The sequence below is a fragment of the Kocuria sp. LUK genome (assembly GCF_021012935.1).
Classification (GTDB): domain Bacteria; phylum Actinomycetota; class Actinomycetes; order Actinomycetales; family Micrococcaceae; genus Kocuria; species Kocuria flava.
The window spans coordinates 604456-627824 of sequence record NZ_JAJMZI010000002.1; the positions used below are offsets into that span (position 1 = coordinate 604456).

Sequence of the window (23369 nt, forward strand, 5' to 3'; positions counted from 1 at the left end):
GGCGGGGGCCCGCCGGGCGCCGGGGCACTCCCGCCGCGGCGCCCCGCCACTCTAGCAAGGGCCCCCGCGTAGACTCGGGGGCCATGCAGTGCGACTACCACGACGCCGGGGCGTGCCGCTCCTGCACCCTCATGGGGCGACCCCACGACGAGCAGCTGGCCGGCAAGCAGGAGCACTGCCGCGGGCTGATCGGCGAGCGCCCGGGCCTCGAGTGGCTGCCCCCGGTGGCCGGCCCGGAGTCCGGGTTCCGCAACAAGGCGAAGATGGTCGTGGGCGGCACCGCGGACGGGCCGACCCTCGGCATCCTCGACGAGCAGGGCCGGGGCGTGGACCTGCGCCGCTGCGGGATCGCCGCCCCCGGGCTGACCGCCGCGCTGCCCGCGCTCGCCGCGTTCGTGACCCGGGCCTCCCTCGTGCCCTACGACGTGCCGGCCCGGCGCGGGGAGCTCAAGCACCTGATCCTCACCGAGTCCCCCGCGGGGGAGCTCATGCTGCGCTTCGTGCTGCGCTCCACCGAGTCCGTGGTGCGCATCCGCAAGCACCTGCCCGCGCTGCGGGAACAGCTGCCGCGGCTGGCCGTGGTCTCCGTCAACCTCCAGCCGGAGCACAAGGCGGTGCTCGAGGGCCCCGAGGAGATCGTGCTCACCGAGCGGCAGACCCTGCCGATGGCCCTCGGCGACGTGGTGCTGCACCTGCGCCCGCGCAGCTTCTTCCAGACCAACACGGCGGTGGCCGCCGCCCTCTACCGGCAGGCCCGCGAGTGGGCCGACGAGCTGGACCCGGCAACGGTGTGGGACCTCTACTGCGGCGTGGGGGGCTTCGCGCTGCACGTGGCCGCCCCGGGGCGCACGGTCACCGGGATCGAGACCAGCGCCGAGGCCGTGGCCTCCGCGCGGCTCAGCGCCCGCGAGGCCGGGCTGACGGGGGTGGACTTCGCCGCCGGGGACGCCACGGCCTTCGCCCTGGCCGCGCGGGAGGCGCCCGAGCTCGTGGTCGTCAACCCGCCGCGGCGCGGGATCGGGCCGCGGCTGGCCGGGTGGCTGGAGTCCTCCGGGACGGCGCACGTGGTCTACTCCAGCTGCAACGCCGTCACCCTGGCCCGAGACCTCGCCGCGATGCCCTCCCTCGTGCCGCGCCGGGCACGGGTGCTGGACATGTTCCCGCAGACCCGCCACTACGAGGTGATGGTGCTGCTCGAGCGCGCCGCCTGATCCCCGTCCGGGCCCCGGTCCGCCGGGGCCGGTCCGAGCCGCAGCCGGCCGTCGAGCACCGTCGCGCAGCGGTCGGCCAGCGGGACGAGGCCGGGGTCGTGGGTGACCAGCACCGTGGCCGTGCCGAAGCGCCGGGTCGCGGCCACGAGCAGCTCGGTGATCTCCCGCGCGCGCTCCCGGTCCAGGGCCGCGGTCGGCTCGTCGGCCAGCAGCACCCGCGGCCGGGCCATCAGCGCCCGGGCGATGTTCACGCGCTGGCGCTGCCCGCCGGAGAGCTGGTGCGGGCGCCGGCCCGCCGCGGCGGACAGGCCCACGAGCTCCAGCAGCCCGGCCGCCCGCTCCCGGGCGCCGGCGAGCCGTGCGCCGCGGGCCCCGCGCACGTGGGCGGTGAGCACGAGCTGCTCCAGGGCGGTCAGGGACGGCAGCAGATTGGGCTGCTGGAAGACCACCCCGATCCGCGTGCGGCGCACCCGGGCCAGCTCCGGCTCGGGCAGGCCGGTCAGCTCCTGGCCGTCCAGGCGCACGGAGCCCGCGGTGGGCCGCACGAGGGCGGCGGCGACGGCGAGCAGGGAGGACTTGCCCGAGCCCGAGGGCCCGACCAGCGCGGTGACCGTTCCCGCCCGTGCGGTGAGGTCCACGCCGTCGAGGGCCCGGACCGTGCGCGGGCGCCCGGCGGCGTCCGTGCCGTCGGGGTGCAGCAGGTCCACCCCCGCGAGCTCGAGGGCCGGGGGACGGGCGCCGGCGGGCGCGGCGGACGGGGGAGCGGGTGCGGGAACCATGGTCAGTTGCCTCCGAGGGCGAGCAGGGGATCGACGGACGAGACGCGGCGGGTCGCGAGCAGGGCACCGGCCCCGCCGAGGACGACCACGCCGAGGGCCGGGAGCAGGACGGTGGCGGGCCCCGTGGCGAAGGGCACCGCGGTGCCGGCGGCGAGACCGGTCAGCCCGCCGGCGAGCGCGCCGGCGAGCGCGCCGAGCACGAGCACCGCGGCGGCCTGGGCCAGGGCGTCGCGCATCAGGTAGCCGCGGGAGGCGCCCAGCGCCCGCAGCACCGCGACGTCGCGGGTGCGCTGGAGCGTCCACACGGTGAGGAAGGACACGACCACCAGCGCGGAGATCCCGTAGAGGAAGCCCTGCATCGTCAGCAGCGACCCGCGCTCCGAGGCGTAGGCGGGCAGCGCGGCGAACGCCCCCCGGGTGTCGGTGGTGACCGTCCCCGCCGCCGCGTCCGCGGCGGCGGTGGCCTGCGCGTCCGGCGGGTCCCCGGCGGCGGGCAGGGCCAGCGCGGTGGCCGCGGCGTCCCCGCCCAGGTGCGCGATCGCGGGCAGGTCGGCGACGGCGGCCCACACGACGGGCAGGTGGCTGTGGTGGACGTCCTCGGTCACGCCCGCGACCCGCAGCGCGGCGGAGGACAGGCGCACGGTGTCCCCGGGGCCCACCCCGAGGTCCTCGGCCACCGTCGCGCTGAGCACGGCCTGGCCGGGGCCCGGTCGGGAACGGCCCTCGAGGGCCCGGAGGCCGGGGGCCAGGCCGGTGTCCTCCTCCAGGGCGAGGACGGCGACCGCGGCGGCGGAGCCGCCGGCCTCGGCGCGGGTCTGGGCCGCGCCGAGGCGCTCGACGGCGGGGGCCCCGGCCGTGCGCGCCCAGGTGCGGGTCTGCTCGGCGGTGAGCGCGGAGTCGGTGAAGGAGGCCTCCCCGGAGCCGTCGGCCGGGGCGTCGAGCACGATGCGGGCGGCCTCCAGGCGCTCGAGGCCCGAGGTGTTCTGCCGGCCCAGGCCCTCGGTGAGGCCGGTGAGCAGGACGAGCAGCAGGGTGACGAGGGCGACCGCCCCGCCGACGAGGGCGAAGCGCCCCCGGGCGAAGAGGAGGTCGCGGAGGGACAGGTACACGGGTGCTCCTGGGTGCTGGTGCGTGCGGTGGTCGTGGACGGGCGGCGCCCGTGCTCCCAGCCTGCTCCCGCGGCCCTGTCCGCCCATCGCCCGCACGGTCGGTCCGCCGGCGCCGTCCGGTGGGCTCCCGGATCGACCGAACGGTTGATCCGGCACCGGGGCGGCGCCCGTAGCATGGCCGGGAGCTCCCCGGTCGGCCCGGTCCCGCCGGGCCGCCGGAGGGCACCGGGAGCCGGAGGAGGCAGCGTGCAGGAGGACCGCTCGACGACCGCCCTGCTGCGTGCCCTGCGCGTCACGCTGCACGTCGGCTTCGCCGGGCTGCTCCTGCTGGGGGTGCTGCGGGTCCTGCTGGAGTCCCGGGCGGGCCAGGCCCCGCCGGGCGGGCCCCTGCCGGTGCTGGGCCTGGCGGCCGTCCTCGCCCTGACCTACCTCGCGGGGACGGTGGTGGAGAGCCGCGCCGCCACCGGGCGCTCGGCGCGGGACCCGCGCCGGCTCGCGCTGCCCTGGCTCGCGGCGATCACCCTCCTGTGGGGCGCGCTGACGCTGTTCAGCCCGGACTTCTCCTGGGTGGTCTTCCCCCTCTTCTTCGTCTACCTCGTCCTGCTGCCGCGGGCGGCCGCGCTGCCGGTCGTCGCGGGGCTCACCGCCGTGGTCGCGCTCGCCCAGTACCTGCACGCGGGTCCCGGCGCGTTCGCGCCGGCCATGGCGGTGGGGCCGGTGGTCGGGGCGGTCTCCGCCGTCGTCGCCGGACGCGTCTACCGCGCGCTCTACCGCGAGGCCGAGCGGCACCGCCGGACCGTGCGCGCGCTCGAGTCCGCCCGGTGGGAGCTGGCCCGGCGGGAGCGGGAGGCCGGACGGGCGGGGGAGCGCGAGCGCCTCGCCCGGGAGATCCACGACACCCTCGCCCAGGGGCTGGCCTCGATCGTGCTGATGTCCCGCGCCGCGCGGGACTCCCTCGCCGCCCGGGACGAGGAGCTCACCGGCCGGCGGCTGGGCGTCATCGAGGCCACCGCGGCGCAGAACCTGGCCGAGGCCCGCCGCTTCGTGCGCGACCTCGGCTCCCCGGCCCTGGACCCGGGGCTGCCCGCGGCACTGGCCGAGCTGTGCGCGGCCACCGCCGAGCGGGCCCGGGCCGCCGGGGGCGAGCTGGAGTGCCGGTTCCGCGCCGAGGGCGAGCCGCCCGTGCTGGGCCCCGAGCAGAGCGCGGTGCTGCTGCGGGCGGCGCAGTCGTGCCTGGCCAACGTCGCCGAGCACGCCGGGGCCCGCACCGCCGTGGTCACCCTGGCCGGCTGGCCGGACGCCGTCTCCCTCGACGTCCACGACGACGGCCGCGGGTTCGACCCCGCGCGGCCGCCGGGTCGCCGCGCCGGCGGCCACGGCTTCGGCCTCGCCGGGCTGGACGCCCGGGTCCGGGAGCTGGGCGGCGGGCTGACCGTCGAGTCCGCCCCCGGCGGGGGCACCGTGGTGGGGGTGCGGCTGCCGCTGGCGCCCGCCGCAGGGCGGCCGGCGGAGCGGGGACGGGCGCGGTGACGGGCGTGCGGGTGCTGCTGGTCGACGACCACCCCGTGGTCCGGGCCGGACTGCGCGCCGTGCTCGAGGGCGCCGGCGGGGTCACGGTCGTCGCCGAGGCCGCCGACGGCGCGGAGGCGCTCGCGGTCCTCGCCGGCGCGCACCCGCCCGTGGACGCGGTCGTCATGGACCTGCAGATGGGCTCCGGCATGGACGGGATCGAGGCCACCCGCCGGATCACGGCCGCCGGCGGGCCGCCGGTGCTGGTCCTGACCACCTACGACACGGAGGCGGACGTCGTCGCCGCCATGACGGCAGGCGCCACCGGCTACCTGCTCAAGGACGCCCCGCCCGAGGCCGTGCGCGAGGCCGTGCAGGCTGCCGCGGCCGGGCGCCCGGTGCTCTCGCCCGCGGTCACCGCCCGGCTCGTGCACCGGCTGGGCGCCCCGGCCACGGCCCTGACCGCCCGGGAGATCGAGATCCTGCGGCGGCTGGCCACCGGGGCGACCAACCGCGAGCTGGCCCGGGCCCTGTTCATCTCCGAGGCCACGGTCAAGACCCACCTCGTGCACATCTACGACAAGCTCGGGGTCGACAACCGCACCCGGGCGGTCGACCGCGCCCGCGCCGAGCGGATCATCTGAGGCCCCGCCCGCCCCGTCGTCCGGCCGGGCGGACGACGACGGGCCGGGTGCGGGCCGGTCAGGCGCGGACCCGCCGGCGCACGAGGACGGTCGCGGCGGCCGCGAGCAGCAGACCGCCCGCACCGGTGAGCAGGAGCGGGGTCCCCGAGGACCGCGCGTCGGCGGCCGTCTGGACGTCGAAGCCGGGGTTGACGCCTGCGGGGGCGGCCGCGGTCTCCTCGACCGGGGCGGCGACCACCGGCGCGGCCTCGACCGGAGCGGCCACGGGTGCGGCCTCGACCGGGGCGGCCACGGGCGGCTCCACGGCCGGGGCGGGCGCCGCCGGGGCCGGTGCGGCCGGGACGGGTGCGGCCGGGGCGGCCCCGCAGGCCAGTGCGGCCTGCTCGAGCAGCCCCGCCAGCTGCGCGGCCGTGGCCTGGTCGATGCCCAGCTGGGCGAGCAGGCCGTCGAGGACCACGGTGGACTCGGTCACCGCCTGCTGTGCGGCGGCGGGGTCCACGCCCTCGAGCGCGGTGCCCAGCTGGGCGTCGAGCTCGGCCAGGCTGGCCTCGGCGGCCGCGACGGCCGCCGGGTCCCCGGACTCCTGAGCCAGCGCCAGCTGCTGGGCGGCCTGCTCCAGCTCCTGCAGGCTCGGCCCGCCGGCGCCGCCGACCAGGGCGGCGTACCGGGCCTCGGCGGCGGCGACGGCCTCGGCGGAGAGCTCCACCTGCGCCAGGGCCTCCGGGGTGATGCCGGTGCCGGCCACGGCCGTCTCGAAGGCGGCGGTGGCCTCGGGGCAGGCGGGCGCCCCCGGGGCGGCCGAGGCCGCGGGGGCCCCCGCGACGAGGCTCCCGGCCAGCAGGGCGGCCGTGGTGGAGGCGGTGGTCCAGCGGCGCGCCGTGCGGCGGGCGGGGCGTGGCTCGGGGGTGGCAGTCGTCATCGCGTCCGGATCTCCGATCGTCGTGCCCTGCGGGCGCTTCCCGCGGGGGCCGTGCCAGCGCGCGGGCGGGCCGGGCTCCTCCGGGCGGAGGGGACGGGGCCGTCCCGCGTGGTCCCCGGGGCGTGCGCGGGCCCGTGGAGCTGCCTGGAGCCCGGACGGGGCCGGAGGACCGCTGCTGGGCTCAAGCTACGCACCCGTAGGTGCCACTGACCAGCACCAGTTGTGCGGACAGGGCGCGGACGCGCGGCAGCCCCGGCCGCGGGTGCGGCCGGGGCTGCCGGTCGGGGTGCGGGCGGCGGGGTGCCCGCCGGCCCGGTCAGCGCACGGAGGCGGTCTCCAGGGCGCCCTGGCGGGCCAGCCAGCCCGCGTAGCTGCCGTCGAGCTCGACCACGTCGAAGCCCTCGTGGCGCAGCGTCGAGGCGACCACGGAGCTGCGCATGCCGCTCTGGCAGTAGGTCACGATCGTGCCCTCGGCCGGGAGGCCGTCCAGGTTCCACAGGACCCGGCCGCCGTGCAGCTGGGTGGCGCCGGGGACGGCGCCCGCGGCGTGCTCGCTCTTGGCGCGCACGTCGAGCAGCAGGGCCTTCTCGAAGGACTCCACCTCCTCGGGCCGGACCAGTCGCGGGGTCTCCTGCGGCAGGCCCTCGAGGCCGGTCACGTAGCCGGCCACGGCGTCGATGCCCACGCGGACCAGGTGGTCCCAGTACTCCTGGGCGGCCTCCTGGCCGTCGGCCAGCAGCACGAGCGGGCGGGCGTCGCGCTCCGGGTCCACGGCCCAGGCGGCGTAGGTCGCCACGGAGCCGCCGGCCGGGACGTTCAGGGCGCCGGCCACGGTGCCCTCGTGCACCGCCGCGGCGGAGCGGGTGTCCACGAAGGTCACGGTCCCGGCCTCGAGGTCGGCGGCGACCTGCTCGGCGGGCAGCTCCTGCAGCGGGGCGCGCTCGCCCATCACGGCCGGGCCCTGCCGGTTCTGCCGCTTCATGCGGCCGAAGTAGAACGGGGCGTCCGGCTGGCCCTCGAGCAGCTCGTCGATGAAGCCCTGCTCGTCGCCGGAGGCGACGTAGTGGCCCCACCAGGAGTACAGGCGCTCGTAGCCCACGGTGGTCGAGGGGATGGCGCCCAGGGCCTTGCCGCAGGCGGAGCCGGCGCCGTGGCCCGGGTAGACCTGGACGTGGTCGGGCAGGGTCAGGAACTTCTCCCGGAGGCTGCGGAACATCTGCTGGGCGCCCAGGAAGCGGGTGTCCACGCCGCCGGCCGCCTCGTCGAGCAGGTCCGGGCGGCCGAGGTCGCCGGAGAAGACGAAGTCGCCGGTGAGCATGTAGCCGGGCTGGTCGCTGAACGCGCCGTCGGTCACGAGGAAGGACAGGTGCTCCGGGGTGTGCCCGGGGGTGTGCACCGCCTCGACCACGATGTTGCCGATGCGGATCTCGTCGCCGTCGTGCAGGCGCTCGGCCTCGAACTCGTACTGCCAGTCCGGCCCGCCCTCGGCGGAGACGTGCATGGTGGCGCCGGTGGCGGCGGCCAGCTCGCGGGTGCCGGAGAAGTAGTCGGCGTGGATGTGGGTCTCGGTGACGGCCGTGATGCGCATGCCGTTCTTGGCCGCGAGGTCCAGGTAGACCTGGATGTCGCGGCGGGGGTCGACCACGACCGCCTCGGCCTTGCGCTGGCAGCCGATGAAGTAGCTCGCCTGGGCCAGGTCCTCGTCGTAGATGCGCTCGAGCAGCATGGTTGTCTCCTTCGCGGTGGTGCGGGGTTCTCGGTGCTCCCGGAGGGGTTCCCCCGGTCGCTTCGAGTCCTACGGTAATACCCCCTAGGGTATGACACAAGTACCCCCTGGGGTATCTCTTGCGGGTGGTCCCGGACTCAGCGCCGCAGCGGCCCGTGCCGCTCGACCGCCGACCGGTAGTGACCCACGAGGGTCTCGGTCGCGGCGCGCCAGTCCAGCGTCAGGGCCTCCGCACGGCCGGCGGCGCCCATCCTCGCCCGCAGCCCGTCGTCGTCGAGCAGCCGGGCGAGCGCGGCCGTCAGCTCCTGCGGCCGTCCCGGGTCCACCAGCAGCCCCGTCCGCCCGTCGTCGACGGCGAAGGGGATCCCGCCCGCCCGGGCGCCCACCACGGGCACCCCGCTGGCCAGGGACTCCAGGGCCACGAGGCCGAGGGTCTCGGTCGTCGAGGGGAACGCGAGGACGTCCGCGCTGGCGTAGGCGGCCGCGAGCTCCTCCCCGGCCAGGGGGCCGGTGAAGACGACCGGCAGGCCGGCGAAGGCCCGTTCCAGGGCCGCCCGGTGCGGGCCGGTGCCCACGAGGGCGAGCCGGGTCCCCGGCAGCCGCCGCAGGGGCTCGCGCAGCGCCTCGAGGTTCTTCTCGCGCGAGAGCCGGCCCACCGCGAGCACGAGCCGCTCCCGCGGGTGCCCGCCGGTCAGTCGCTCGCGCACCGCCGGGCGGGCCCGGTCCGGGCGGAACAGGACGGTGTCCACGCCCTTGGGCCACAGGAGGGGCTCGCGCACCCCCAGGGCGGCGGCCCGCTCGAGCATCGGCGCGGAGGTGCACAGGTTGACCTGCGCCGCATTGTGCGTCGTGCGGATCCACCGCTCGGCGGTCCCGCGCAGGGCCCCGAGCCCCAGGGCGTCCATGTACTGGGGGACGTCCGTGTGGAAGGACGCGAGCAGCGGCAGCCGCCGGCGCCGGGCCGAGAGCACGCCCCAGGCGCCGAACCACACCGGGTTCACCGCGTGCACCACGTCGGGGCGGAAGGCCGTGACGGCCCGCTCCGCGCGCGGTCCGGGCAGCCCGGCCCGCAGGTCCGGGTACCAGGGGAACGCCAGCGAGGGGGCCCGGACCACCGGGTGCGGACCCCAGTGCCGCGGCGGGCGTCCCGGGGTGAGCACGAGCACCTCGTGGCCGAGCTCCCCGAGCTGCTCCAGGGTGCGCAGCAGGCGGGTGACGACCCCGTCCACGTGGGGGGCGAAGACGTCCGTGTAGAGCGCGACCCGCATCCGGTTCAGGCGCCGACGCGCGCGGCGGGACGCCGGGCGGGCAGGCCGGGGCTGCGGTGCCGGTTCCACACGGCGGTCGCCGGGATCCGCCGGGGGTCCACGCGGTCGGCGTGGCGCACCGCCGTCTGCTCGATCTCCAGCAGCAGGCCCGCCGAGAGCGTGGTCGGCTCCAGGCCCAGGTCCAGGAACGCGTCGTTGACCACGTGCAGGTCGTTCTCCGCCGCCTCCTGGCGCGGGTTGGGCACGAACTCCACCTCGGCGCCGGTCAGCTCCGCCACGAGGCGGGCGAGGTCGCGGACCCGGTGGGTCTCGGTCATCTGGTTGAAGATCTTCACCCGGTCCCCGGCCGCCGGCGGATGGGCCAGGGCCAGCTCCACGCACCGGACCGTGTCCTGGAGGTGGATGAACGCCCGGGTCTGCCCGCCCGTGCCGTGCACGGTCAGGGGGTGGCCCACCGCGGCCTGGACGAGGAAGCGGTTGAGCACGGTCCCGTAGTCGCCGTCGTAGTCGAAGCGGTTGACGAGCCGGTCGTCGAGGGCGGTCTCGGCCGTGGCGGTGCCCCACACGATGCCCTGGTGGAGGTCGGTGACGCGCACGCCGTCGTTCCTGGCGTAGAACGCGAACAGCGTCTGGTCCAGGACCTTCGTCATGTGGTAGACCGACCCCGGGCTGGCGGGGTAGAGGATCTGCTGCGCCACGGGGCCGTCCGGGCCGTGCACCTCGACGTCGAGGTAGCCCTCCGGGATGCGCATCCCCGCCGTGCCGTACCCGTAGACGCCCATGGTCCCGAGGTGGACCACGTGCACGTCCAGGCCCGACTCCACCACGGCGGCGAGCACGTTGTGGGTGGCGTTGACGTTGTTGTCCACGGTGTAGCGCTTGTGCCCGGGCGAGCGCATCGAGTACGGGGCGGCGCGCTGCTCGGCGAAGTGGACCAGGGCGTCCGGGCGCTCGGTGACGAGCAGGTCCACGAACGCCTCGTAGTCGCGCGAGAGGTCCAGGTGCGCGAAGCCGATCCGCCGCCCGGTCCGCTCCGCCCACGCCGCGCGGCGCTCGTCGAGGGAGCGCACCGGGGTGAGGGACTCCGTGCCCAGCTCCCGGTCCACGGCCCGGCGGGAGAGGTCGTCGACGACGAGCACCTCGTGGCCGCGCGCGGACAGGTGCAGGGTGGTGGGCCAGCCGCAGAAGCCGTCGCCGCCCAGGATCGCGATCTTCATCCGTGCTCCGTTCCGGGAGGCGCGGGACGCCTCCCCTGGTGGTGGTTCGGTGTTCAGGGTGCGGGGTCCGCGTGACCGGCAGGTGAACGGGTGCGGACCAGCTGCTGGTGGGCGTAGGAGCCGGGGGCCACCGTCCAGCCCGGCCCGGCCAGGCCGGCCAGCTCGGCGGGGGAGTAGGCCCGGCGCAGGGAGCGCATCCCGTCCGTGCGCAGGAACGACCCGGGCGCCAGCGGCAGCACGCCCACCGACCACAGCCGGTGGGCGGCGGCGCTGCGCACCAGGTCGTTGTGCACCACGAGCCGGCGGGCCAGCCGCTCGGAGTCCGCCAGCAGCGCCCGCAGCGCCGGCGGGTCCAGGTGGTGCAGCAGGTGGTTGGAGACCACCACGTCGAAGCGCTCGCTCGCCTCGACCAGCTGCGCGCTCGTGACGGCCCGGAAGGACGGGGGCGCCAGCCGCGGCCGTCCCGCGGCCCACCGGGCCGTGGCCCGCTCCGCCCAGTCCTGGGCGCGCTCGTCGGGGTCCGCCCCGGTCACGCGCAGGGACACGCCGTCGCGGGCCGCCCAGGCCGTGAGCGCGCGGGCGAGGTCGCCCCCGCCGCAGCCCACGTCCAGGACGCTCAGCCGGCCCTCCCGGGCCGCCAGGGGCAGCAGCGTCCGGCGCCAGGTGCGCGCCCAGCCCGCGACCAGCCGGTTGACCAGGCCGAAGCGCGCGTACGTGCGGTGCAGCGCGGCGAGGTCGCAGGCGGGGTCGTCCATCAGCTCGGCGAGCTCGGCGTCGCGCCGCGAGAAGTCGGGGCGGGCCCTGCGTGTCGACATGGTCCCATCCTGGACCAGGGCGCCGGGTGCGTGCTCGATAGACTGGCCGCCTCCGGACCCGGAGCCGTCGGAGGGAGGGCACGCATGGGGGACGCCGTGCGCACGGCCGCACCGGCCTGGATCGGGGCCGCCGCGGGCTGCTGGGCGGCCAACGCCGCCCTGGGAGCCGGCGTCGCGCTCGGGCTCGTGCACACCGGCCGGTTCCGCTGGGTCCACCACGCGCTCTACACCACGACGACGACGGCGACCGCCGCCGCGACCGCCGCCTGCGCCCTCTCCGCCGCGCCGCGGGCCCGCCGCGCCGCCCTGGTGCTCGCCCCCGCGCTCGTGCCGCTGGCGGTCCTGCCCCGCGCCGGGACCCCGGCCCAGGGGCACCCCCGCCGGCACGCGCTGCTCGCCCTCTGCGCCGCCCCCTGCTACGCGGCCGCGCTCGCGGCCGCCCGGCCCGCCCGCCCGTGACCACCCGCCCCGACCGAACCGGAGACCCCATGGAGTTCCTCGACGTCGTCTTCCGCCGCCGCACCACCAACGGCCCGTTCCTGCCCGGGGCGGTCGATCCCGAGCACCAGCGGCTGCTGCTGCGGGCGGCCGCCGCGGCCCCGTCCCAGTTCAACAGCCAGCCCTGGCGGTTCGTGGTGGTCGAGGACCGGGCGAGCATCGAGCGGATCGCGCGGATCAGCGGGGAGTCCATGACCCAGGTGATGGCGGAGGGCACGTTCTTCGACCGGTACAAGCGCTACTTCCGCTTCAGCGCCCAGGAGATGGAGGAGCAGCGCTTCGGGATGCTCTTCGACCGGCTGCCCGCGGTGCTGCGCCCGTTCACGAAGAAGGCGTTCACCCCGGGCGGGCAGGCCCTGATGAACCGGCTGCGGGTCCCGCAGACCCTGGGCGCCGAGAACCGGAAGCTCGTCGCGGGCTCCCCGATGCTGCTCGGCGTGATGCTCGACCGCCGCGAGTACCGGCCCGGGGAGCTGTCCGGGTTCTACTCGCTGTTCTCCATGGGTGCGGCGATGGAGAACCTGTGGCTGACCACGGTGGAGCTGGGCATGGGCATCCAGTTCGTGTCCTTCCCCATGGAGGCCCCCGAGCGGTGGGCGGAGATCGTCGAGCTGCTGCAGGTGCCCGAGGACCTCGAGCTGATGGCCGTCTACCGCCTGGGCTACGTCCCCGAGGAGCAGCGCCGGCCGGCGATCGACTGGTCCTCGCGGGAGCGGCGGCGGATCTCCCAGTACGTCTTCCGGGAGACCTGCGCGAGCCCGCAGGAGGGCTGGGACGACTGAGCCGGTCGCGGGTCTCAGGCCCCGCCCGGACCCGCGCCGAGCCGTCCGTCCAGTCTCTCCCGCAGCACCGTGGCCCCGTCCCCGGTCAGCTCAGCGAGCCGGGCCGTGCGGCCGGTGAGCAGGAGCAGCAGCGCGGCCACCGGCCCCCGCACCTCGGGGCCCTCGCCCACGGCCCACGGGGCATCCGTGGCGGCGAGGCGCAGGCCCTCGAGCGGGAGATCGGCGAAGACCTTGCTCCGGAGCCCGCCCAGGCTGCGCCACACGCGCTGCGCGGCCACGGCGGCGGCCTCCACGGGCACCGTGAGATCAAGGCCCAGCGGGAGCGCGATGTCCTGCCCGTGCACGAGGACGTCGATGAGGGTCTCCTGTGCGGTGAGCCCCACGTTGTGCCGGCGCGAGCCGACGGACGCGCGCAGCCGGTCCACCAGCTCCCGCGGAGGGAGGGCGGCCCGCTCCCGCGCCGACTCCCGGATCATCCGGTTCACCCCGCCGGGGTGGCGCAGCGCCGAGCGCAGCGCCTGGGCCGGGCCCATCTGCTGGAGGGTCAGGTGGGCCGCGACATCGCGCACGGTCCAGCCCGCGCACAGGGAGGGCCGCGCCCACTGCTCCGGTGTGAGCCGCTCGAGCAGCTCCGCCGTGCGCAGGCGCTGGTCGTCGATCGCCGCCCACAGCTCGTTCTCGTCCATGTCGCCGCCCCGTTCTCCTCCGCGGCCCGGTCGCCGGGCCGTGGCCGGAGTCTATGCCCGGGAGGCGTGGTGGACGAGGGACCGGACCGGGCCCCGACGTCCCGTCGGTCGTGCCGCGGTGGAGCGACCGCCGCACAGCCCGCCCGGCGAGGTGCGTCACCCACTAGGGTGGGCGCACGGACGCCGACCGGCGCCGGAGCGCGGACGCCCTCGCCGCCGGTCCGCGACCACCGCCGCCGGTGCCCGGGCGCCGGCCCCGAGACCGCCGAGGACCGGCCATGACCGAGACGCCCACCGGAACGCTGACCGAGACCTGGCTCGAGGAGGTCGCCCGCCGCCTGCCCGCCCGTGTCCGGGGCGACGTCGTGGACGGGCTGCGCACCGCCGTCGCGGACCGCATCCACGACGCCGCCGCGCGAGGGGTGCCGGCGTCCGAGGCCGAGCGGCGCGCCCTGGAGGAGCTCGGCGATCCCGCCCGGCTCGCCGAGGACCACGCCCCGGGCCCGCGCCACCTCATCGGTCCCGCGCACTACCACGAGTTCCTCGAGCTGCTGCGCGTGCTCGTCCCGGTGCTCGCCGGGGTCTTCGGCGGGCTGTCGCTGCTCGGCACGCTGTTCGCCGAGGCCGGCCGGCAGGACCCCGTCGCCTACGCCGCGCTCGCCCTCGCCTCCTCGCTCGGGTCGGCGCTGCAGGGGGCGCTGATGGGAGCGGGCGCCGCCGTCGTCGTCTTCGCGGTCGTCGAGCGCGTGGAGTCCACCCGGACGGCGGGGCGTGCGGCGGGCGCGGACGCACCGGCGGAGGCGGCCGGCAGCCGGCGGTCCGGGGTGGAGGAGGAGCCGGCCCGCTGGACGGTCGAGCAGCTGCCGCCGCCGCGCCCGCCGCGCGACGTCACCGTGGGGGAGCTGGTGTGGAGCTCACTCGGCCTGGCCCTCGCCTTCGCCGCGCCCTTCCTGCTCTCCCGCCCGCTGTTCGCCCACGGGCCGCTGGCGGGGGAGCCGCTGCTGGCTCCGGGCCTGTGGTGGCCCTGGGTGCCGCTCTACCTGGGGCTGGTCGCGGTCTCGTGGGGGTGGGAGCTGCTGCGCTTCCTCCGCCGTCGCTGGTCGTGGGGCCTGTGGGCGGTCAATGCCGCGGTCGACCTCGCGATGGCCGCGCTGCTGGTCACGGTCCTGCGCACCGAGTCCGTGGTGAACCCCGTCCTGCGCGAGCGCGGCTGGGTGGGCGAGGGATTCGCGGCGGCCGGTGTCGTGCTCGTCGTGGTGATCACGGTCTGGGACCTTGTGGCGACCTTCCTGGCCTGCCGGCACTCGCTCGCGCGGCGGCGCGGCGCCGGAGGCGGCTGAGCCCCCGGCGCAGGAGCCCGGCCCGGACGTGTCAGGCCCGGACGTGCTCGGCCCGCGGGAGCTCCGGGGAGCTCCCGCGGGCCGGGAGGGGGCCGTGCCGTCCCGGGGTGCCGGGCGGACGCGGGCGCCGGTCCCCTCGTAGGGGCCCGGCGCCGGCCGGGGTGCGCCGCTCCTCGTGGGGAGACGCTCCGTGTGCACACCAGAGAACACCGGGTTCGACACCCTGCGCAAACGTCTAGTCTGGAACTGATCAGATCGACCAGTTCGCGCCGCGGCGCGGGACGGGAAGTGGTCAGCATGACGAACGACCGGCTCGACGCCACCGACCGCAGGATCCTGGCCGCCCTCGACGAGGACCCGCGGATGACGGTGCTCGCCCTGGCCCAGCGCACGGGTTTGGCCCGCGGCACCATCCACGCCCGCCTCGAGCGCTTCCGCGCCGGGGACGCCCTGCGCCGGCACAGCACCCGGGTGACGCCCGCGGCCCTCGGGTACGGGATGGCCGCGAGCGTGGCCGTGGAGCTGGACCAGCACCAGCTCGAGGCCGCGGTCGCCGGGCTGGAGGCCATCCCCGAGGTGATCGAGGTCTTCGCCCCGGCCGGGCAGACCGACCTGCTGTGCCGGGTCGTGGCCCGCGACCCCGACGACCTCTACCGGGTCTCCGAGGAGATCCGGCTGTGCCCGGGGATCCTGCGCACCTCCACGAGCATGTTCCTGCGCACCGTCATCCCCTACCGGATCGCCCCGCTGATGGACCGGGACCCCGGACCGGAGGGGCGGGGCGGTCCGGGCGGGCGGTGACCGGGGCGCTCAGACGGTGACCGCGCCCAGGGAGGCGGAGCGCACGAGCTTGACGTACTTGCCCAGCACCCCGCCCGCGTACTGCGGCGGCAGCGGCGACCAGCCGGTGCGCCGGGCGGCGAGCTCCTCCGCGTCGACCAGCAGCTCCAGGCTCCTGGCGGCGAGGTCCACACGGATCCGGTCGCCGTCGCGCACGAACGCGACCGGCCCGGCGTCGACCGCCTCGGGGGCGATGTGGCCGATGCACAGCCCCGTCGTCCCGCCGGAGAACCGCCCGTCCGTCAGCAGCAGCACGTCCTTGCCCAGGCCCGCACCCTTGATCGCGCCGGTGATCGCGAGCATCTCCCGCATCCCGGGCCCGCCCTTGGGGCCCTCGTAGCGGATCACCACGACGTCGCCGGCGGTGATCCCGCCCCGGCCCAGGGCGTCCATCGCGGCCTGCTCGCGCTCGAAGACCCGGGCCGGGCCCTCGAAGACCTCGGCGTCGAAGCCGGCGGACTTCACCACGGCCCCCTCCGGGGCCAGCGACCCGTGCAGGACCGTGATCCCGCCGGTGCGGTGGATGGGGTTGTCCAGGGCGCGGATGACCGTCCCGTCGAGGGGGTCGGGGTCCAGGGCGGCGAGGTTCTCGGCGACGGTGCGGCCCGTCACGGTCAGGGCGTCCCCGTGCAGCAGCCCGGCGTCGAGCAGGGCCTTCATGACCACCGGGATCCCGCCGTGGCGGTCGACGTCGTTCATCACGTACCGGCCGAAGGGCTTGAGGTCGGCGAGGTGGGGCACGCGGTCGCCGATCCGGTTGAAGTCGTCGAGGGAGAGCTCCACCTCCGCCTCGTGGGCGATCGCGAGCAGGTGCAGCACGGCGTTGGTGGAGCCGCCGAGGGCCATGAGCACGGTGATCGCGTTCTCGAAGGCCTCCCGGGTCAGCACGTCCCGGGCCGTGATCCCCCGCCGCAGCAGCTCCACGACCGCCTCCCCGGAGCGGTGGGCGAACTGGTCGCGGCGCCGGTCGGCCGAGGGCGGGGCGGCGGAGCCGGGCAGGCTCATGCCCAGGGCCTCGGCCACGGAGGCCATCGTGTTCGCGGTGTACATCCCGCCGCACGCGCCCTCGCCGGGGCAGATGGCCCGCTCGATCCGGTCCAGGTCCTGCCGGCCCATCAGCCCGGCCTTGCAGGCGCCCACGGCCTCGAACGCGTCGATGAGCGTGACGTCCTTCTCGGTGCCGTCGGTGAGCTTCACCCACCCCGGGGCGATCGTCCCGGCGTAGAGGAAGACCGCGGCGAGGTCCAGGCGGGCGGCGGCCATGAGCATCCCGGGCAGGGACTTGTCGCAGCCGGCCAGCAGCACCGAGCCGTCCAGGCGCTCGGCCTGCATCACGGTCTCCACCGAGTCGGCGATGACCTCGCGCGAGACCAGCGAGAAGTGCATGCCCCGATGGCCCATCGAGATCCCGTCCGAGACGGAGATCGTGCCGAACTCCAGGGGGTAGCCGCCGCCGGCGTGCACGCCCTCCTTGCACCCCTGGGCCAGCCGGTCCAGGGACAGGTTGCACGGGGTGATCTCGTTCCACGAGCTGGCGATGCCGATCTGCGGCTTCTCCCAGTCGTCGTCGCCCATCCCCACCGCGCGCAGCATGCCGCGGCTGGCGGTCGCGTCGATGCCGTCGGTGACCTGGCGGCTGCGGGGCTTCATGTCGGGGCTCATGCGGTCCTCCGGGGTCGGGGCGTGCGGCGGGGTGTCCGGCGAGCCTATCGACGGGCTCGCGGGGCGTCGACCCCCGCGCCCGGGGGCGGCTGCCGCCGTGCCCGGGGCCTCCGCCGCCGGGCGCGGGGGAGACAAGCGCGGCCAGGGCTCCTAGGCTGGAGGAGAGCAACGATAAGCACCCTGATCGAAGGAGTTCCGCGATGCCCGAGTCCCCCGTCTCCCAGCACGCCCGTGCGATGACCGACGAGGGCGGGATGCCCGGGCAGCAGCAGCGCCCGCCCGGGCTCACCGCGGCGATGGACCCGGTGCCCGACCACGGGGAGTCCTCGTGGCAGGGCCGCGGCCGGCTGGAGGGGCTCAGGGCCCTGATCACCGGCGGGGACTCCGGCATCGGCCGGGCCGTGGCGATCGCCTTCGCCCGCGAGGGCGCCGACGTCGCGATCAACCACCTGCCCGAGGAGCAGGAGGACGCCCAGGACGTGGTCGGGTGGATCGAGAAGGCGGGGCGCACGGCCGTGCTGGCCCCCGGCGACCTGCGCGAGGAGCGGGTCTGCCAGGAGGTCGTCGACCGCGCGGTCGAGGGCCTCGGCGGGCTCAACGTGGTCGTCAACAACGCGGGCTACCACTGGGCCCGCGGCGAGCCGGGGCTCGAGGGCCTGCGCACCGAGGACCTCGAGCGGGCCGTGCGCACCAACCTCTACGGCACCCTGTGGGTCAGCCGGGCGGCGCTGCCCCACCTCGGCCGCGGGGACTGCATCATCAACACCACCTCGGTCCAGGCCTACGACCCCTCCGTGACGATGATCGACTACGCCGCGACCAAGGCCGCCCTCAACAACGTCACCGCCAACCTCGCCGCCGAGCTCGGCCCGCGCGGGATCCGCGTCAACGCCGTGGCCCCCGGCCCGGTGTGGACGCCGCTGCAGCCGGCCACGAAGGAGCCGGAGGCGGTCGCGGCCATGGGCAGGGACACCCCGCTGGGCCGCATCGCCCAGCCGGCCGAGCTCGCGGGCGCCTACGTCTTCCTCGCCTCCCCGGAGGAGGCCAGCTACGTCAGCGGTTCGGTGCTGGGGGTCACCGGCGGCACGCCGGTCTTCTGAGCCGCCGCGCCGCCGGTGCGGCGGGATCCCGCACCGGCCGAAGCTCCCCGCACGGAAAGGAACGGATCATGGCCAGGACAGGGAAGAACGACCACGCGAAGAAGAGCGAGCTGCCCTCGACCCTGCAGCGCTCGGCGCAGCAGGCGCAGGACACCTTCGCCAAGACCTACGACTCCGCGCTCGAGCAGTACGGCGACGAGGAGCGCGCCGCGCGCACGGCCTTCGCGTCCCTGAAGCACACGCACGAGAAGGTCGGCGACCACTGGGAGGTCAAGCAGGAGAGCGGGCCCTCCGACGAGCACGCCGAGGGCGGCCGGGACGACCCCGCACCGACCGCCGGGGGCGTGGACGCGAACGCCTCGAAGCAGCACCTCTACGAGCTGGCCCAGCGGCTGCGGGTCGAGGGCCGGTCCTACATGACCAAGAAGGAGCTCGTCGAGGCGATCCGCAAGGCCAACGACGCCGCCACGCGGCGGGCCCGCGGGAACTGAGCCGCGGCGTCGGTGCCGCTCAGGCCACCCCGAGCAGGCCCCGCACGAGGGTGACGGTGCCCCCGACCCCGGCGAGCACGAGCGCGAGCGTGCGCGCCGCCGAGGTCGGCACGCGCCGGGCCAGCACCCCGCCGAGCAGGACGCCGAGCACGACCACGGCGACGACGCCGGGCGCGATCCACCACGGCGGCACCCCGCCGGGCCCGGCCGCCCCCAGCAGCGTCTTGGTCAGCACCGACAGCGCGCCCATGGTCATGAACACCGGCTGCAGGGTCGCGGCGAAGGAGCGGTGGTCCCAGCGGGCCAGCCGGGAGTGGATGACCATCACCGGCGCGGCCACCCCCGCCGTCGTGTTGAAGAAGCCCCCGATCGCGCCGGCGAGCACCGTGGGCAGCCGCCCGGGCCACTCCGGCAGCCGGGGCAGGCCGAAGGTCGTCGCGAGCGCCGCCAGCACCACCGCCCCGATCACCACCTGCAGCCACGCCGCGGGCAGCTCCCGGACCAGCAGCGCCGCCGGCACCGCCCCCACGGCCGCGGCCGGGGCGATCAGCGCGTAGCGGCGCCAGTCCACGTCGCGGCGCACCGAGAGCATGATGAGGAAGCCGGAGACCGTCGTCGTCGCGTTGGTCACGAGCACCCCCGAGGCCGGGCCGATCAGCAGCGCCAGGGTCGGGGCGACGACCAGGCCCACCCCGGTCCCGGACACGCGCTGGAGGACCGTGCCCACGAGCACGGCCAGGGCGGCGACGACGACGAGTTCCACGGGCCCCATTGTGCGCCACCGCCCGTGCGCCGGGAGCGGACGCCCCCCGCCCCCGTTGGCGCCGGCCCCGACCGACAGTAGGCTGACGAGGAGACGCGGCCCCTGGCGGCCGACCCCCGCACGACCGAGGACGGAGAGACAGCGCATGACCATCACCCGGGACCTGATCATCGGCGGCGAGCACGTGCCCGCACAGTCCGGACGCACCACCGAGGACCTCAACCCCTACACCGGCGAGGTCTTCGCCCGCGTCGCGGCCGCCGGCCCCGACGACGTCCACCGGGCCGTGGGCGCGGCGGCGGACGCGGCCGAGGCCTGGGCCGCCACGGCCCCGAGCGAGCGGCGGCGGATCTTCCTGCGCGCCGCCGACATCTTCGAGTCCCGCCTCGAGGAGGGCGCCCGGATCATGGCCGAGGAGGTCGGGGGCGTGCGCGGCTGGGCCGAGTTCAACACCCACCTCGCCGCGAACATCCTGCGCGAGGCGGCCGGGGCCGCGACCCTGCCGCAGGGCGAGGTGCTCGCCACCGACATGCCCGGGGTGATCTCGATGTCGGTGCGCCAGCCCTACGGCGTCGTCGCCGCGATCTCCCCCTGGAACGCCCCGTTCATCCTGGGCATGCGCGCCATCGCCGTGCCCCTGGCGGTGGGCAACACCGTGGTGCTGAAGCCCAGCGAGGACGCCCCGCTGGCGTGCGGGCTCTTCCTCGCCGACGCCCTGGTCGAGGCCGGCCTGCCCGCGGGCGTGCTCAACGTGGTGACCAACGACCGGGCGGACGCCGCCGAGGTCGTCGAGGCGCTGATCTCCGACCAGCGGGTGCGGATGGTCAACTTCACCGGCTCCACCTCCGTGGGCCGCACCATCGGCACCCTCGCCGCCCAGCACCTGAAGCCCGCCGTGCTGGAGCTCGGCGGGAAGAACAGCCTCGTGGTGCTCGAGGACGCCGACCTCGACTACGCGGTCGACGCCGCGGCGTTCGGCGCGTACATGAACGCCGGGCAGATCTGCATGTCCGTGGACCGGGTGCTGGTGGACCGCAGCATCGCCGCGGAGTTCACCGAGCGCTTCGCGGCGAAGGTGCGGAACCTGCCCACCGGCGACCCGACCGACCCGGCCACGGTGATCGGCCCGGCCGTCAACCCCCGGTCCGCCCAGCGCCAGTACGGGCTCATCGAGGACGCGGTCGCCAAGGGCGCCACCGTGCGCGCCGGCGGTCACCGGCTCGAGAACTCGCTCGTGCCCGCGACCGTGCTCACCGACGTCACCCCGCAGATGGACATCTTCCACGACGAGATCTTCGGGGCGGTCACGGTGGTCTTCGAGGTCGACGGCCCGGACGACGCCGTGGAGTTCGCCAACAACACCAACTACGGGCTCACCGCCGGGGTGATCACCGAGAACCTCGGCGAGGGCTGGGACGTGGCCAAGCGGCTGAAGACCGGGATCGTCCACGTCAACGACCAGTCGGTGGCCGACGAGCCGCAGGCCCCCTTCGGCGGCATCCAGGAGTCCGGCTACGGCAAGTTCGGCGGCCAGGCCGGCGTCGAGTCCTTCAGCGAGCGGCGGTGGATCACCGTCCAGGAGGAGGGCCACGCCCGGTTCCCCTTCTAGGCCGTGACGATGACGGCGAGAGGGACCGGCCCGGCGCCGGACGCCGGGCGGCTGCGCGAGATCGCCCGGGAGTGCTTCGGGATCGAGGAGTTCCGGGAGGGCCAGCTCGAGGCCGTGGCGGCCGCGGCGGGCGGGCGCGACGTGCTCGCCGTGATGCCCACCGGCCACGGCAAGTCCGCGATCTACCAGGTCCCGGGCGTCGCCCTGCCCGGGACCGCGGTGGTCGTCTCCCCGCTGATCGCGCTGCAGCACGACCAGGTCGAGGCGCTCGGGGAGCACCTCGGCCCGGGGCGCGCCGTCGCGGTGAACTCCCGCGTGGGCGCCCGCCAGGAGCGTGCCGCGTGGGCGGCCTACGACGACGGGACCGCCGACTTCCTCTTCCTCGCCCCGGAGCAGCTGGCCCGGGAGGAGACGGTCGAGCGGCTCGCCGCGCGCCCGCCGTGCCTGTTCGTGGTCGACGAGGCGCACTGCATCTCCTCGTGGGGCCACGACTTCCGCCCCGACTACCTCGTGCTGGGGGAGACGGTCGAGCGGCTCGGGCACCCGCCGGTGCTCGCGCTGACGGCGACCGCCTCCCCCCACACCCGCGCGGAGATCACCGAGCGGCTGGGGCTGCGCGACCCCCTCGTGCTCGTGCACAGCTTCGACCGGCCCAACATCGAGCTGCGCGTGGTGCGCCACCACGAGGCCGCGGACAAGCGCCGGGCGGTGCTCGACGAGGTCGCCCGCGCGGGCGGGCCCGGCCTGCTCTACGTGGCCACCCGCAAGGAGACCGAGCAGTACGCCGCCGCGCTGGCCGAGCGCGGGCTGCGCGCGGAGGCCTACCACGCCGGGCGCCGGCAGTCCGACCGGGAGGCCGTCCACGCCCGCTTCCACGACGGCGCGCTCGACGTGGTCGTCGCCACCACGGCCTTCGGGATGGGCATCGACAAGCCCGACGTGCGCTTCGTGGTGCACGCGGACGTGCCCGACTCCCTCGACAGCTACTACCAGGAGATCGGCCGGGCCGGCCGCGACGGCGCCCCCGCGCTCGCGGTCCTGCACTACCGCTCCGAGGACCTGGGCCTGCAGCAGTACTTCGCCGGCGGCGCCCCGGCCGAGGAGGACGTCGCCGCCGTGTTCCGGGCCGTGCGCCGGCACGGGCCCGTGCGCGTGCGCGGGCTGGGGGAGCGCACGGGGCTGGGCCGGCGCGCCGTGGCGCGGGCCCTGCACCTGCTCGAGCACAGCGGCGGGGTCCTGACCCGCCGCGAGGGCGCCACGGCGGCCCCGGGGGCCACCCCCGCGAAGGCCGTCGCGGCGGCGCTGGCCGAGGCCGAGTCCCAGCACGCCATCGACCGGTCGCGGATCGAGATGATGCGCGGCTACGCGGAGACCGACGGCTGCCGCCGCGACTGGCTGCTCAACTACTTCGGCGAGGAGACGAGCGGGTGGTGCGGCAACTGCGACAACTGCCGGGAGGAGGGCTCCGCGGCCGAGGCGGCGGAGCGGGCCGCCGCCACCCCGCACGGCTGGGAGATCGGGACCCCCGTCACCCACCGCGAGTGGGGCCCCGGCCAGGTGATGGGGTCCGAGCCCGACCGGATCACGGTCCTCTTCGACGCGGTGGGCTACAAGGAGCTGTCCCTGCGGCTGGTCGAGGAGCACGAGGGCCTGCTCGTGCGCGACGGGGCCTGACGCGCCCGCGGCCTCAGCGCACGACGTCGTAGACGGCCTTGACGACCCCGTTGGCGTAGGCCTCGTGCTCCACCAGGGCGAGGCGGCGCAGCGTGTCGGCGGAGTCGTCGAAGAGCCGGCGCCCGGCGCCCAGCAGCAGCGGGAAGACGAGCAGGTGGTAGCGGTCCACCAGCCCGGCGGCCGCGAGGCCCTGGGCCAGGGTCGCGCTGCCGTGCACGAGCAGGGGACCCTCGAGCGAGTCCTTGACCCGGGCGACCTCCGCCAGCGAGCGCAGCACGGAGGTGTTGTGCCACTGCGGGTCGGTCAGTCTCGAGGAGACCACGTACTTGGGCATGGCGTTGTACTCGGCGAACTCCTCCATCGCCGGCCACACCGGGGCGAACTCCTCGTAGCTGACCCGGCCCAGGAGCATCGCGGCGGCCTGCTTCTGCTCCCGGTCCTTGAGCTCGTAGGCCGCCTCGTCGAACTCGACCTGCCGGAAGGTCCACCCTGCGTGGGGGTGGTCCCCGCCGCCGGGGGAGTCGACGACGCCGTCGAGGGTGATGAACTCGGTGACGATCAGCTGTCCCACGGGTCCTCCTTGCGGGTCGGGACGGTGCCCGGGCGGCCTCAGTCGCCGACCGCGTCCCGGCCGCGCTGGACCAGCAGCGGGTCCGGGGCGTGGACCACCTCCGGGTCCTTGTCCTCGTAGTCGAACTGGTCCAGGAAGTATCGCATCGCGTTGACG

General features: G+C 76.3%; 22 protein-coding genes and 1 pseudogene. 11 read left to right on the plus strand and 12 right to left on the minus strand.

Annotation, left to right across the window (positions count from 1 at the left end):
* The first annotated feature begins 83 nt into the window (after window positions 1-83).
* Window positions 84-1211, plus strand: a complete 1128-nt coding sequence (gene rlmC / locus LQU92_RS05535) for a 23S rRNA (uracil(747)-C(5))-methyltransferase RlmC (RefSeq protein WP_230778527.1) — start codon at window positions 84-86, stop codon at window positions 1209-1211.
* Here the strand turns inward: rlmC and LQU92_RS05540 are convergent.
* Window positions 1175-1990, minus strand: a complete 816-nt coding sequence (locus LQU92_RS05540; RefSeq protein ID WP_101850974.1) for an ABC transporter ATP-binding protein — start codon at window positions 1988-1990, stop codon at window positions 1175-1177. The two genes, rlmC and LQU92_RS05540, sit on opposite strands and share 37 nt — an antisense overlap.
* A gap of 2 nt (window positions 1991-1992) precedes the next feature.
* A complete protein-coding gene (locus LQU92_RS05545) occupies window positions 1993-3099 on the minus strand; it encodes an ABC transporter permease (RefSeq protein ID WP_230778536.1) in 1107 nt (368 codons plus the stop codon).
* A gap of 246 nt (window positions 3100-3345) precedes the next feature.
* On the opposite strand from LQU92_RS05545, the gene LQU92_RS05550 reads away from it, so the two are divergent.
* Together LQU92_RS05550 and LQU92_RS05555 are read left to right on the plus strand one after the other, a co-directional pair.
* The gene (locus LQU92_RS05550) at window positions 3346-4629 is read left to right on the plus strand and encodes a sensor histidine kinase (protein WP_230778545.1); all 1284 of its coding nucleotides are present in this window, start codon (window positions 3346-3348) and stop codon (window positions 4627-4629) included.
* A complete protein-coding gene (locus LQU92_RS05555) occupies window positions 4626-5252 on the plus strand; it encodes a response regulator transcription factor (protein WP_230778547.1) in 627 nt (208 codons plus the stop codon). The genes LQU92_RS05550 and LQU92_RS05555 overlap by 4 nt, the downstream gene beginning before the upstream one ends.
* A 58-nt stretch (window positions 5253-5310) precedes the next feature.
* Here the strand turns inward: LQU92_RS05555 and LQU92_RS05560 are convergent, their stop codons facing one another.
* From LQU92_RS05560 to LQU92_RS05580, 5 genes are all read right to left on the minus strand, one after another.
* On the minus strand, window positions 5311-6171 hold the full coding sequence (locus LQU92_RS05560; protein WP_230778550.1) for a hypothetical protein: 861 nt from the start codon (window positions 6169-6171) through the stop codon (window positions 5311-5313).
* A gap of 316 nt (window positions 6172-6487) precedes the next feature.
* Complete coding sequence (locus LQU92_RS05565; protein WP_230778565.1) at window positions 6488-7897, minus strand: MBL fold metallo-hydrolase; 1410 nt, start codon at window positions 7895-7897, stop codon at window positions 6488-6490.
* Between the two features lie 137 nt (window positions 7898-8034).
* Complete coding sequence (locus LQU92_RS05570) at window positions 8035-9165, minus strand: glycosyltransferase family 1 protein (RefSeq protein WP_230778566.1); 1131 nt, start codon at window positions 9163-9165, stop codon at window positions 8035-8037.
* 5 nt (window positions 9166-9170) lie between these two features.
* On the minus strand, window positions 9171-10382 hold the full coding sequence (locus tag LQU92_RS05575) for an NAD-dependent epimerase/dehydratase family protein (protein ID WP_230778572.1): 1212 nt from the start codon (window positions 10380-10382) through the stop codon (window positions 9171-9173).
* Window positions 10383-10435: 53 nt separating this feature from the next.
* Window positions 10436-11197, minus strand: coding sequence for a methyltransferase domain-containing protein (locus LQU92_RS05580; protein ID WP_230778575.1), 762 nt, complete (start codon window positions 11195-11197; stop codon window positions 10436-10438).
* An 84-nt stretch (window positions 11198-11281) separates the two neighbouring features.
* Between LQU92_RS05580 and LQU92_RS05585 the strand changes: the two genes are divergently transcribed.
* Both LQU92_RS05585 and LQU92_RS05590 read left to right on the plus strand, forming a co-directional pair.
* A complete protein-coding gene (locus LQU92_RS05585; RefSeq protein ID WP_230778577.1) occupies window positions 11282-11656 on the plus strand; it encodes a hypothetical protein in 375 nt (124 codons plus the stop codon).
* Between the two features lie 29 nt (window positions 11657-11685).
* The gene (locus tag LQU92_RS05590; RefSeq protein WP_147050702.1) at window positions 11686-12477 is read left to right on the plus strand and encodes a nitroreductase family protein; all 792 of its coding nucleotides are present in this window, start codon (window positions 11686-11688) and stop codon (window positions 12475-12477) included.
* A gap of 14 nt (window positions 12478-12491) precedes the next feature.
* On the opposite strand, the gene LQU92_RS05595 is transcribed toward LQU92_RS05590, so the two are convergent.
* A complete protein-coding gene (locus LQU92_RS05595) occupies window positions 12492-13163 on the minus strand; it encodes a maleylpyruvate isomerase family mycothiol-dependent enzyme (protein WP_230778580.1) in 672 nt (223 codons plus the stop codon).
* A gap of 278 nt (window positions 13164-13441) precedes the next feature.
* Here LQU92_RS05595 and LQU92_RS05600 point away from each other — a divergent pair, with 278 nt between their 5' ends.
* Together LQU92_RS05600 and LQU92_RS05605 are read left to right on the plus strand one after the other, a co-directional pair.
* Entirely contained in the window at window positions 13442-14503 is a 1062-nt protein-coding gene (locus tag LQU92_RS05600; protein WP_230778583.1) for a permease prefix domain 1-containing protein, read from the plus strand.
* Window positions 14504-14800: 297 nt separating this feature from the next.
* Window positions 14801-15304 (plus strand): Lrp/AsnC family transcriptional regulator, encoded by a 504-nt coding sequence (locus LQU92_RS05605; RefSeq protein ID WP_101850963.1) that lies wholly within the window; start codon window positions 14801-14803, stop codon window positions 15302-15304.
* A 9-nt stretch (window positions 15305-15313) separates the two neighbouring features.
* Here the strand turns inward: LQU92_RS05605 and ilvD are convergent, their stop codons facing one another.
* On the minus strand, window positions 15314-17005 hold the full coding sequence (gene ilvD / locus LQU92_RS05610) for a dihydroxy-acid dehydratase (RefSeq protein WP_230778585.1): 1692 nt from the start codon (window positions 17003-17005) through the stop codon (window positions 15314-15316).
* A gap of 200 nt (window positions 17006-17205) precedes the next feature.
* Between ilvD and LQU92_RS05615 the strand changes: the two genes are divergently transcribed.
* Together LQU92_RS05615 and LQU92_RS05620 are read left to right on the plus strand one after the other, a co-directional pair.
* Window positions 17206-18105 carry an SDR family oxidoreductase gene (locus tag LQU92_RS05615; RefSeq protein WP_230778589.1) on the plus strand — a complete coding sequence of 300 codons (900 nt, stop codon included), beginning with the start codon at window positions 17206-17208 and terminating at the stop codon, window positions 18103-18105.
* A gap of 68 nt (window positions 18106-18173) precedes the next feature.
* Window positions 18174-18596: a ChaB family protein gene (locus tag LQU92_RS05620; protein ID WP_101850961.1), complete on the plus strand. Its 423-nt coding sequence runs from the start codon at window positions 18174-18176 to the stop codon at window positions 18594-18596.
* A 19-nt stretch (window positions 18597-18615) separates the two neighbouring features.
* Here LQU92_RS05620 and LQU92_RS05625 read toward each other — a convergent pair whose 3' ends face one another.
* Complete coding sequence (locus LQU92_RS05625) at window positions 18616-19368, minus strand: TSUP family transporter (RefSeq protein WP_101850960.1); 753 nt, start codon at window positions 19366-19368, stop codon at window positions 18616-18618.
* 136 nt (window positions 19369-19504) lie between these two features.
* Here LQU92_RS05625 and LQU92_RS05630 point away from each other — a divergent pair, with 136 nt between their 5' ends.
* Together LQU92_RS05630 and LQU92_RS05635 are read left to right on the plus strand one after the other, a co-directional pair.
* Window positions 19505-20968, plus strand: a complete 1464-nt coding sequence (locus tag LQU92_RS05630) for an aldehyde dehydrogenase family protein (protein WP_230778600.1) — start codon at window positions 19505-19507, stop codon at window positions 20966-20968.
* A 9-nt stretch (window positions 20969-20977) separates the two neighbouring features.
* Complete coding sequence (locus LQU92_RS05635) at window positions 20978-22642, plus strand: ATP-dependent DNA helicase RecQ (protein ID WP_230778609.1); 1665 nt, start codon at window positions 20978-20980, stop codon at window positions 22640-22642.
* Window positions 22643-22655: 13 nt separating this feature from the next.
* Here the strand turns inward: LQU92_RS05635 and LQU92_RS05640 are convergent, their stop codons facing one another.
* A complete protein-coding gene (locus LQU92_RS05640) occupies window positions 22656-23213 on the minus strand; it encodes a dihydrofolate reductase family protein (RefSeq protein ID WP_230778611.1) in 558 nt (185 codons plus the stop codon).
* 38 nt (window positions 23214-23251) lie between these two features.
* Window positions 23252-23369 (minus strand): annotated as a pseudogene (locus tag LQU92_RS05645) (polyphosphate kinase 2); the annotation flags it as partial.